Source organism: Pseudomonas entomophila (assembly GCF_023277925.1).
GTDB lineage: Bacteria > Pseudomonadota > Gammaproteobacteria > Pseudomonadales > Pseudomonadaceae > Aquipseudomonas > Aquipseudomonas entomophila_D.
The window spans coordinates 544,834-552,870 of sequence record NZ_CP063832.1 but is presented as its reverse complement, the minus strand read 5'-3'; the positions used below and the strand labels follow the sequence as shown (position 1 = coordinate 552,870).

Here is an 8,037-nt window from a genome sequence, read left to right as displayed (position 1 = left end):
GCCGTCACAGCCTGCGGCTTAGAATCAAATGCAATGCACAATCATTAACTTTCGTATTTGACAATCATTATCATTATGAATAGCTTGTCGCACGTCGTAGGAAGCCTCCTAGTTTGGTGTGCTCCCTTTTTCCACAGAGACAAGGTGATTTCCATGGCGGAACAACTATCCACAAGTAAGTGCGATTCACCACTGCTCCAGGCGTTCGTCGACAACCGCAGCATCCTGGTCAAGATCGCCGCGCGTATCACCGGTTGCCGGTCCCGCGCCGAAGATGTGGTGCAGGACGCCTTCTTCCGGCTCAGTGCCGCCCCGCAGATCACCTCGTCGTTCAAGGCCCAGCTCAGCTACCTGTTCCAGATCGTGCGCAACCTGGCCATCGATCACTACCGCAAGCAGGCCATGGAGCTGAAGTACTCAGGCAGCGAAGAGGAAGGACTGAACGTGGTCATCCAGAACGCCTCGCCCGAAGCCACCCATATCAACCTCGCCACCCTTGAACACATCGCCGACGCCCTCAACGAACTGCCCCAACGCACCCGCTACGCCTTCGAGATGTATCGCCTGCACGGGGTACCGCAGAAGGACATCGCCAAGGAGCTGGGGGTATCGCCGACGCTGGTCAACTTCATGATCCGCGATGCGCTGATCCATTGCCGCAAGAGCAGCCGCCTGGGCTGATTGCCGACATCACGATCGCTTCGCCAGCAAGGCTGGCTCCTACAGGTATCTCACCCAGCAGTAGGAGCCAGCCTTGCTGGCGAACCCGCCTCACACCAATGTGCAGCGCTCGAAGAACCGCTCGCGCCCCAGGATCATCAGCGCCGCACGCTTGTGCGGGAAATCGAACTCTTTCTCGCAGTGGAAGCACTGGTCGTGCAGGTAGCCGATCATCTTGCCGTTGTCGGCCCGCGGTTCGGCCACCACGCGCTGGGTGCGCGGGTCGTCGAGGAACAGGTAGTGAACCAGCGCCGACAACCAGCTGGCCACCTTGTGTGGGCCACGGTGCGCCTCCTCCCCCACCAGCATGTGGATGCCACGGTCGTAATCGTCGGCCGAATAGAACGGCGCGATGCGGTCCTCCTTGGCCCAGTAGGCTTCGAAGTAGGCAAAGGGTTCATCATCGAAACAGCCAATCAAGGTCAGGGTATGCGGATCGGTTTCCAGCTTGGCCAGGTACTCGTGGTGCTGGGCGAGCGAGCCGCCTTCCTGCCAGAAGTGCAAGACCCGCGGGTTGTTCTGCCAGCGGTTGAACCGCTCAAGGTCCTGGTCGATTTCCAGGGTACGCAGTGACACCCAGGCCCCAAGGCGCGCATCGAAACGCCGGTACACCTCCCCCTGCGGCTTGGGCCCGCGCCGGGGGTGGCGCTTGCCGTTGCTGATCTGCATCTGCTGGGGGTAGGCCCCGGCAACGGGCTCGCCCAGCCAGGGCTGGGGCAATTGCCAGAACAGGGTGCGCTCACAGAAATATTCGCCCGGCCGTTCACCGGCCACCAAAAGCCCGCTGGCCAGCGCCTGCAATATCGGCTGCGGCAGTTGCCAGGCCAGTCGCTGGCAGGCCGGATCGCGGCACAGCAACCAGTAGCACGCCGCCCACAACGCCTGCTCCGGGCGTTCCGGGCAGAGCTGCTCGAGGTGGACTTCAAGACAGGCTGCCGCCACCAGACGCACCTGGATCAACGGGCGACCTTCAAGGGTCAGGCTCAGGCGGCAATCGCCCTCGTCGGCCTGCAGGCTGTGCCAGCGGGGTGCACAAGAAGGCTGCGAAGCGGCATCGAACGGCATGGTCATGGCTCACGGGAATGAAATAAAGGCTCACTCCTGAATACGTGGCCACGCCCGTGGAATTTAGTCGTGGGGTTTTTCCACGGTGATCTGGTAAGGCTGGAAGATGCGCAGCAATTCACCGTTCTCGCGCAGACGACGCATCAGCGCGGCAAATGCTTCGGGGCTGATCGGCGCGCCGGGGCGCAGCAAGGCGTAGTGATGGTAGACCTGGTCGACCCGCTGCGAGGCCATCAACTGGCCGCTGCTCTGCGGATTGCGCTTGAGGAAGTCGCTCAGATACGAGCGAGTGACCAGGGCGATGTCGGCACGCCCACGCTCGACCATGGACAGGTTGCTGTCGTGGGAATAGGTCAGTGCCGCCCGATAGCGCTCCTTCAGATAAGCCGGGTCGGCGTTGAAATCGGCAAACGCGTAATGGTAGCCGTTGAACAACGCCAGGCGCTTGCCTTCCAGGTCATCGAAATAGTGCTGGTCGCGCCCTGCCTGCGGCCGGGCGACATAGATCTCGGCATCCTCGAGCCCCATGTCCACCGCCTTGTGCGCGATCCCCTGCCACCCCCACTGTGGGTTCTCGAAGATCGCCATGTCGGTGCGCCCCTGCTGGAAGTCACCGAAGCGCCGCGGAATCGAGGTGGGCACCAGCACGAACCGATAACCGGGGTGCAGCTGGTTCAACGCCTCGACCAGTTGCGGCAGCAGGCCGGTGTCGGCGCCCTGCTCCGGGCGTACGGTGTAGGGTGGGAAATGCGCCGCGCCGATCTTCACCTCGACCGCCTCGTCGGCCCGGGCCACGGCACTGAGCAATAACGCGGCGAACAGCAGCAGGGAGGACGACACCTTGAGGCGGGGCAGTGGGATCAAGTCGAGACACTCATCACGGGTTGTGGCCTTAATTCACCTAAGCTAGGCGTTTTCCCGGGCGGGCACAACCGCCGGATATGCCAAAGTGCCAGGGGATGCCGTACGCCGCGACTTTGGCTACGCTCTACGGGCCTGCGCGAAAGGTCCTTGCGACATCCGCAGGCGACTGTGCATTGATAGGGAGCCTGGCATGGGCCACTGGTTGGTGATCGACCTGGAAGCCACCACCGATGACGGCGGCTGGCCAGTCACGGAGATGGAAATCATAGAGATCGGCGCAAGCCTGGTTACCCGCGAAGGCCGCGAGGTCGACCACTTCCAGCGCTTCGTACGGCCCAGGCGGCGGCCGCAGCTGACGCCATTCTGCCGCGAGCTGACCCATATCAGCCAGGCCGATGTCGACAACGCCGCGCCGTTCAGCGAGGTCTGGGGGCAATGCGAACGCTGGTTGGAGAGCCACCAGGCACAACTGCAAGCCTGGGTGAGCTGGGGCGACTACGATCGCAAGCAACTGCGGCAGGAATGGCAGTTGCACCATGTCGACAGCCTGTTGCTGCAACTGCCACACATCAACCTCAAGCAGCGCTTCGCCAAGGCCCGCCACCTGCAACGGCCGGCGGGGCTCAACAGCGCCCTGCAACTGGCCGGGCTGCAGTTCTCCGGGCAGCAGCATCGGGCCCTGGAGGATGCCCGCAACACGGCTCGCCTGCTGCCCCTGAGCCTGCCGGTTGGCGGCGCCTGAAACAGATGACGCAAGGGCAGGCCTTGGGCATACTGGCCAGCCTTTTTTCATCCCTTTCCCAGGAGTCGCCCATGTTCAAGGTCAATGAATACTTCGATGGCACCGTCAAGTCGATCGCCTTCGAAAGCCAGGAAGGTCCGGCCACCGTGGGCGTGATGGCGCCGGGCGAATATGAGTTCGGCACCGCCAAGCGCGAGATCATGCACGTGGTCTGCGGTGCCCTGACCGTCAAGCTGCCGGGCAGCGACAACTGGGAGAAGTTCGCGGCAGGCAGCCAGTTCAACGTGCCGGCTGACAGCAAGTTCCAACTGAAGGTGGCAGTAGACACCGCCTACCTGTGCGAATACCGCGACTAAGTGAGCCCGCTCCTACGCCACTTGCGGGTAGGGCTTTAGCCGCGATGCAGGCAACACGAAGCCTGGCACCCGCTATGCGGGTGATCGCGGCTGAAGCCGCTCCTACAGGGGTAGTGCCAGCACGGTTCTCTTCATGAGAGAAACCCCGCCACCCGCTCCGCCGCCGCCTGCAGATGCTGCTCATGGCTGAACCCGGAAACCTTCAGCGGCTTCAGGTCATGATCCGCCGCCACCAGCCAACTCACCTCTATCGCGGGCGATAATACGTACCCCTCCACCGTCTCACGATTGCCCAGGGCATCGCGTTCCCCCTGGACGATCAGCGTGCGCGTGCGCAACCCCGCCAGGTGCTCGACCCGTGGTTTCTCCGGCTTGCCCACCGCGTAGAACGGATAGCCCAGGCATACCAGGGCATCGGCCCCCAGTTCATCGACCAGAAGACTGGCCATGCGCCCGCCCATGGACTTGCCGCCAATGGCTACCGGGCCTGCGACCAATGGTCGCACCTGTTCATACACAGCGCGCCAGCATTCCAACAATACCTTCTGCGGATTGGGCGGCCGCCTGCCGCCGTCGACACGGCGCTGGGCCATGTACGGAAACTCGAAGCGCACCACCCCTACCCCTTGCCCCGCCAGCCTTTGCGCGATGTCCTCCATGAACCCGCTGTCCATCGGCGCACCCGCGCCGTGGGCCAGGATCAGGCAACCGCGGTAACCGCGATCGGCCGAGATTCGTGGAGGATCGCAGCGCAAGCCTGGGACATTTGCGATCTTCGCCCATTGATCCCCGTCAATACCGGCACTTTGCCCATTACTCATGCTTGCCTCGCTGTTTAGCCTGCCTATAACCGTGGATGGGAACCCATACATGAACACAACCAGCAGTACCGCCTACAACTACCAGGTGGTCCGCCAATTCGCCATCATGACGGTGGTGTGGGGCATCGTCGGGATGGGGCTCGGCGTCTTCATTGCCGCCCAGCTCGCCTGGCCCGCCCTCAACCTCGACCTGCCGTGGACCAGCTTCGGCCGCCTGCGACCCTTGCACACCAACGCGGTGATCTTCGCCTTCGGCGGCTGTGCCCTGTTCGCCACCTCGTATTATTCGGTGCAACGCACCTGCCAGACCACCCTGTTCGCGCCGCGCCTGGCCGCGTTCACCTTCTGGGGCTGGCAACTGGTGATCCTGCTGGCGGCGATCAGCCTGCCGCTGGGCTACACCAGCACCAAGGAATACGCCGAACTGGAATGGCCGATCGACATCCTGATCACCATCGTCTGGGTGGCCTATGCCGTGGTGTTCTTCGGTACGCTGATGAAGCGCAACACCAAGCACATCTATGTGGGCAACTGGTTCTTTGGCGCCTTCATCCTGACCGTGGCGATCCTGCATATCGTCAACAACCTGGAAATACCGGTCAGCCTGACCAAGTCCTACTCGGTCTACGCCGGCGCCACCGACGCCATGGTGCAATGGTGGTACGGCCACAACGCCGTGGGCTTCTTCCTCACCGCTGGCTTCCTGGGGATGATGTACTACTACGTACCGAAACAGGCCGAACGCCCGGTGTATTCGTATCGCCTGTCGATCGTGCACTTCTGGGCACTGATCACCCTGTACATCTGGGCCGGCCCCCACCACCTGCACTACACCGCCCTGCCGGACTGGGCGCAGTCGCTGGGCATGATCATGTCGCTGGTGCTGCTGGCCCCGAGCTGGGGCGGCATGATCAACGGCATGATGACCCTGTCGGGGGCCTGGCATAAGCTGCGCAGCGACCCGATCCTGCGCTTCCTGGTGGTGTCGCTGGCGTTCTACGGCATGTCCACCTTCGAAGGCCCGATGATGGCCATCAAGACCGTCAACGCCCTGTCCCACTACACCGACTGGACCATCGGCCACGTCCACGCCGGTGCCCTGGGTTGGGTGGCGATGATCTCCATCGGCGCGCTGTACCACACCATCCCCAAAGTGTTCGGCAAGGAGCGCATGTACAGCCTCGGGCTGATCAACGCGCACTTCTGGCTGGCCACCATCGGCACCGTGCTTTACATCGCCTCGATGTGGGTCAACGGCATTGCCCAAGGCCTGATGTGGCGCGCAGTCAACAGCGACGGCACGCTGACCTACTCGTTCGTCGAAACCCTGGTGGCCAGCCACCCCGGCTTCGTCGTGCGCTTCGTCGGCGGCGCGATCTTCCTCAGCGGCATGTTCCTGATGGCCTGGAACACCTGGCGCACCGTGCGTGCCCCCGCCGCCGAGCAAGCCACCGCCAACGCCCAGCTGGCTTGAGGAGTAGAGCCTGATGAACCATGAAGTCGTTGAGAAAAACATAGGCCTGATGGCCCTGCTGATGGTGTTCGCCGTCAGCATCGGCGGCCTGACGCAGATTGTCCCGCTGTTCTTCCAGGACGTCACCAACAAGCCGGTCGAAGGCATGAAACCCTACACCGCCCTGCAGCTCGAAGGCCGCGACATCTACATCCGCGAGGGCTGCGTGGGCTGCCATTCGCAGATGGTCCGGCCGTTCCGCGCCGAGACCGAGCGCTACGGCCACTACTCGGTGGCTGGCGAGAGCGTGTGGGACCACCCGTTCCTGTGGGGCTCCAAGCGCACCGGGCCGGACCTGGCCCGCGTCGGTGGCCGCTACTCGGACGACTGGCACCGCGCGCACCTGTACAACCCGCGCAACGTGGTGCCCGAGTCGAAGATGCCGTCCTACCCGTGGCTGGTGGCCAGCCAGGTCGACAACAGCCACACCGACGTCAAGATGCGCGCCCTGCGCACCTTGGGTGTGCCTTACACCGACGACGACATCGCCGGTGCCAAGGACGCCGTCAAAGGCAAGACCGAGATGGACGCGCTCGTGGCCTACCTGCAGGTGCTCGGCACCGCGATCAAGAACAAGAGGTGAATGCGATGGACATCGACATCGGCATGATCCGCGGCCTGGGCACCTTGGTGGTGATGATCGCCTTCATCGGCCTCTCGCTCTGGGTGTTCAACCGTCGCCGCGACCGTGATTTCGCCGAAGCGCGCCTGCTGCCCTTCGTCGACGACCGCCTGCCCCCTGCCGGGCAGGAACCTGCTGCCATGAGGAGTACTCGGCAATGACCACCTTCTGGAGTACGTATATCAGCGTACTGACCCTCGGCAGCCTGATCGGCTTGACCTGGCTGCTGCTCGCCACCCGCAAGGGCCAGAGCAGCGACACCACCGACCAGACCATGGGCCACAGCTTCGATGGCATCGAGGAGTACGACAACCCGCTGCCAAAATGGTGGTTCTGGCTGTTCGTCGGCACCCTGGTGTTTTCGGTGGGCTACCTGATCCTCTACCCGGGCCTGGGCAACTGGAAAGGCATCCTGCCCGGCTACGAGAATGGCTGGACCCAGGTGGACGAGTGGCAGAAAGAGATGGACAAGGCCGATGCCAAGTTCGGGCCGATCTTCGCCAAGTACGCCGCCATGCCGGTGGAGGACGTGGCCAAGGACCCGCAGGCGCTGAAGATGGGCAGCCGGCTGTTTGCCTCCAACTGCTCGGTATGCCACGGCTCGGACGCCAAGGGCTCCTACGGCTTCCCCAACCTGACCGACAAGGACTGGCGCTGGGGCGGCGAGCCGGAGACCATCAAGGCGTCGATCATGAACGGCCGCCACGGCATCATGCCGGGCTGGGCCACGGTGATCGGCGAGCAGGGCGTGGCCGATGTGGCGGCATTCGTGCTGACCAACCTCGACGGCCGCACCCTGCCGGCAGACGCCAAGGCCGACCCGGCCAAGGGCAAGGAGTTGTTCGCCACCAACTGCGTGGCCTGCCACGGCCCTGAGGGCAAGGGCACCCCAGCCATGGGCGCGCCCAACCTGACTCACCCACAGGCATTCATCTACGGTTCGAGCTTCGCCCAGTTGCAGCAGACCATCCGTTATGGCCGTCAGGGCCAGATGCCTGCGCAGCATGACATCCAGGGCAACGACAAGGTCCACCTGCTGGCGGCCTATGTGTATAGCCTGTCGCAGGAACAAGTGCCGGAAACCGTCACCGCCAAGTAACCCCCCTCTTCGCCGGCAAGCCGGCTCCTACGGGCCCTGCGCCCTTCAGGTAGGAGCCAGCTTGCCGGCGAAAGGGCTGCAAAGCAGCCCCACCCTCCCCCCCTTCCTTGCACCCCCTCCGAACGCAACTAAGCTTGTTGCCACAGTGGCTTCGCTCGCAGCGACCGGAACAGACGTGGTGCACAGCCTGACATCACGCATCGACTCCACGCGCACGAGCCTGCGGCTTTGGGAT

Annotated in this window: 10 protein-coding genes; 7 read left to right on the top strand and 3 right to left on the bottom strand. The window is 63.4% G+C overall.

The features are described from left to right. The first annotated feature begins 153 nt into the window (after positions 1–153). Complete coding sequence (locus IM733_RS02525; RefSeq protein WP_011533064.1) at positions 154–681, top strand: RNA polymerase factor sigma-70; 528 nt, start codon at positions 154–156, stop codon at positions 679–681. A 90-nt stretch (positions 682–771) separates the two neighbouring features. On the opposite strand, the gene IM733_RS02520 is transcribed toward IM733_RS02525, so the two are convergent. Together IM733_RS02520 and IM733_RS02515 are read right to left on the bottom strand one after the other, a co-directional pair. Next, on the bottom strand, positions 772–1,785 hold the full coding sequence (locus IM733_RS02520; RefSeq protein ID WP_248919391.1) for a GNAT family N-acetyltransferase: 1,014 nt from the start codon (positions 1,783–1,785) through the stop codon (positions 772–774). 63 nt (positions 1,786–1,848) lie between these two features. Next, positions 1,849–2,649, bottom strand: coding sequence for a substrate-binding periplasmic protein (locus tag IM733_RS02515; RefSeq protein WP_248919390.1), 801 nt, complete (start codon positions 2,647–2,649; stop codon positions 1,849–1,851). 190 nt (positions 2,650–2,839) lie between these two features. Here IM733_RS02515 and IM733_RS02510 point away from each other — a divergent pair, with 190 nt between their 5' ends. Both IM733_RS02510 and IM733_RS02505 read left to right on the top strand, forming a co-directional pair. Continuing rightward, positions 2,840–3,391 (top strand): exonuclease domain-containing protein, encoded by a 552-nt coding sequence (locus tag IM733_RS02510; protein WP_248919389.1) that lies wholly within the window; start codon positions 2,840–2,842, stop codon positions 3,389–3,391. Positions 3,392–3,462: 71 nt separating this feature from the next. Further along, entirely contained in the window at positions 3,463–3,747 is a 285-nt protein-coding gene (locus tag IM733_RS02505; protein ID WP_248919388.1) for a pyrimidine/purine nucleoside phosphorylase, read from the top strand. Between the two features lie 131 nt (positions 3,748–3,878). Here the strand turns inward: IM733_RS02505 and IM733_RS02500 are convergent, their stop codons facing one another. Further along, the gene (locus IM733_RS02500; RefSeq protein ID WP_248919387.1) at positions 3,879–4,568 is read right to left on the bottom strand and encodes an alpha/beta family hydrolase; all 690 of its coding nucleotides are present in this window, start codon (positions 4,566–4,568) and stop codon (positions 3,879–3,881) included. 49 nt (positions 4,569–4,617) lie between these two features. Here IM733_RS02500 and ccoN point away from each other — a divergent pair, with 49 nt between their 5' ends. Genes ccoN through ccoP form a run of 4 tightly spaced genes read left to right on the top strand, consistent with a single transcriptional unit; the run spans position 4,618 to position 7,802 of the window. Further along, the gene (ccoN, locus tag IM733_RS02495; protein ID WP_011533058.1) at positions 4,618–6,042 is read left to right on the top strand and encodes a cytochrome-c oxidase, cbb3-type subunit I; all 1,425 of its coding nucleotides are present in this window, start codon (positions 4,618–4,620) and stop codon (positions 6,040–6,042) included. Between the two features lie 13 nt (positions 6,043–6,055). After that, a complete protein-coding gene (gene ccoO, locus IM733_RS02490; RefSeq protein WP_213660303.1) occupies positions 6,056–6,664 on the top strand; it encodes a cytochrome-c oxidase, cbb3-type subunit II in 609 nt (202 codons plus the stop codon). A gap of 5 nt (positions 6,665–6,669) precedes the next feature. Beyond that, positions 6,670–6,864, top strand: a complete 195-nt coding sequence (locus IM733_RS02485; RefSeq protein WP_011533056.1) for a cbb3-type cytochrome oxidase subunit 3 — start codon at positions 6,670–6,672, stop codon at positions 6,862–6,864. Then, positions 6,861–7,802, top strand: a complete 942-nt coding sequence (gene ccoP / locus IM733_RS02480) for a cytochrome-c oxidase, cbb3-type subunit III (protein ID WP_248919386.1) — start codon at positions 6,861–6,863, stop codon at positions 7,800–7,802. The genes IM733_RS02485 and ccoP overlap by 4 nt, the downstream gene beginning before the upstream one ends. Positions 7,803–8,037 lie beyond the last annotated feature (235 nt).

Excerpts from the sequence above, each read along its gene's own strand:
- ccoP (WP_248919386.1), top strand. The coding sequence starts at position 6,861 with ATGACCACCTTCTGGAGTACGTATATCAGCGTACTGACCCTCGGCAGC.
- ccoN (WP_011533058.1), top strand. The coding sequence starts at position 4,618 with ATGAACACAACCAGCAGTACCGCCTACAACTACCAGGTGGTCCGCCAA.
- IM733_RS02500 (WP_248919387.1), bottom strand. The coding sequence starts at position 4,568 with ATGAGTAATGGGCAAAGTGCCGGTATTGACGGGGATCAATGGGCGAAG.
- IM733_RS02505 (WP_248919388.1), top strand. The coding sequence starts at position 3,463 with ATGTTCAAGGTCAATGAATACTTCGATGGCACCGTCAAGTCGATCGCC.
- IM733_RS02485 (WP_011533056.1), top strand. The coding sequence starts at position 6,670 with ATGGACATCGACATCGGCATGATCCGCGGCCTGGGCACCTTGGTGGTG.
- IM733_RS02525 (WP_011533064.1), top strand. The coding sequence starts at position 154 with ATGGCGGAACAACTATCCACAAGTAAGTGCGATTCACCACTGCTCCAG.
- IM733_RS02510 (WP_248919389.1), top strand. The coding sequence starts at position 2,840 with ATGGGCCACTGGTTGGTGATCGACCTGGAAGCCACCACCGATGACGGC.
- ccoO (WP_213660303.1), top strand. The coding sequence starts at position 6,056 with ATGAACCATGAAGTCGTTGAGAAAAACATAGGCCTGATGGCCCTGCTG.
- IM733_RS02520 (WP_248919391.1), bottom strand. The coding sequence starts at position 1,785 with ATGCCGTTCGATGCCGCTTCGCAGCCTTCTTGTGCACCCCGCTGGCAC.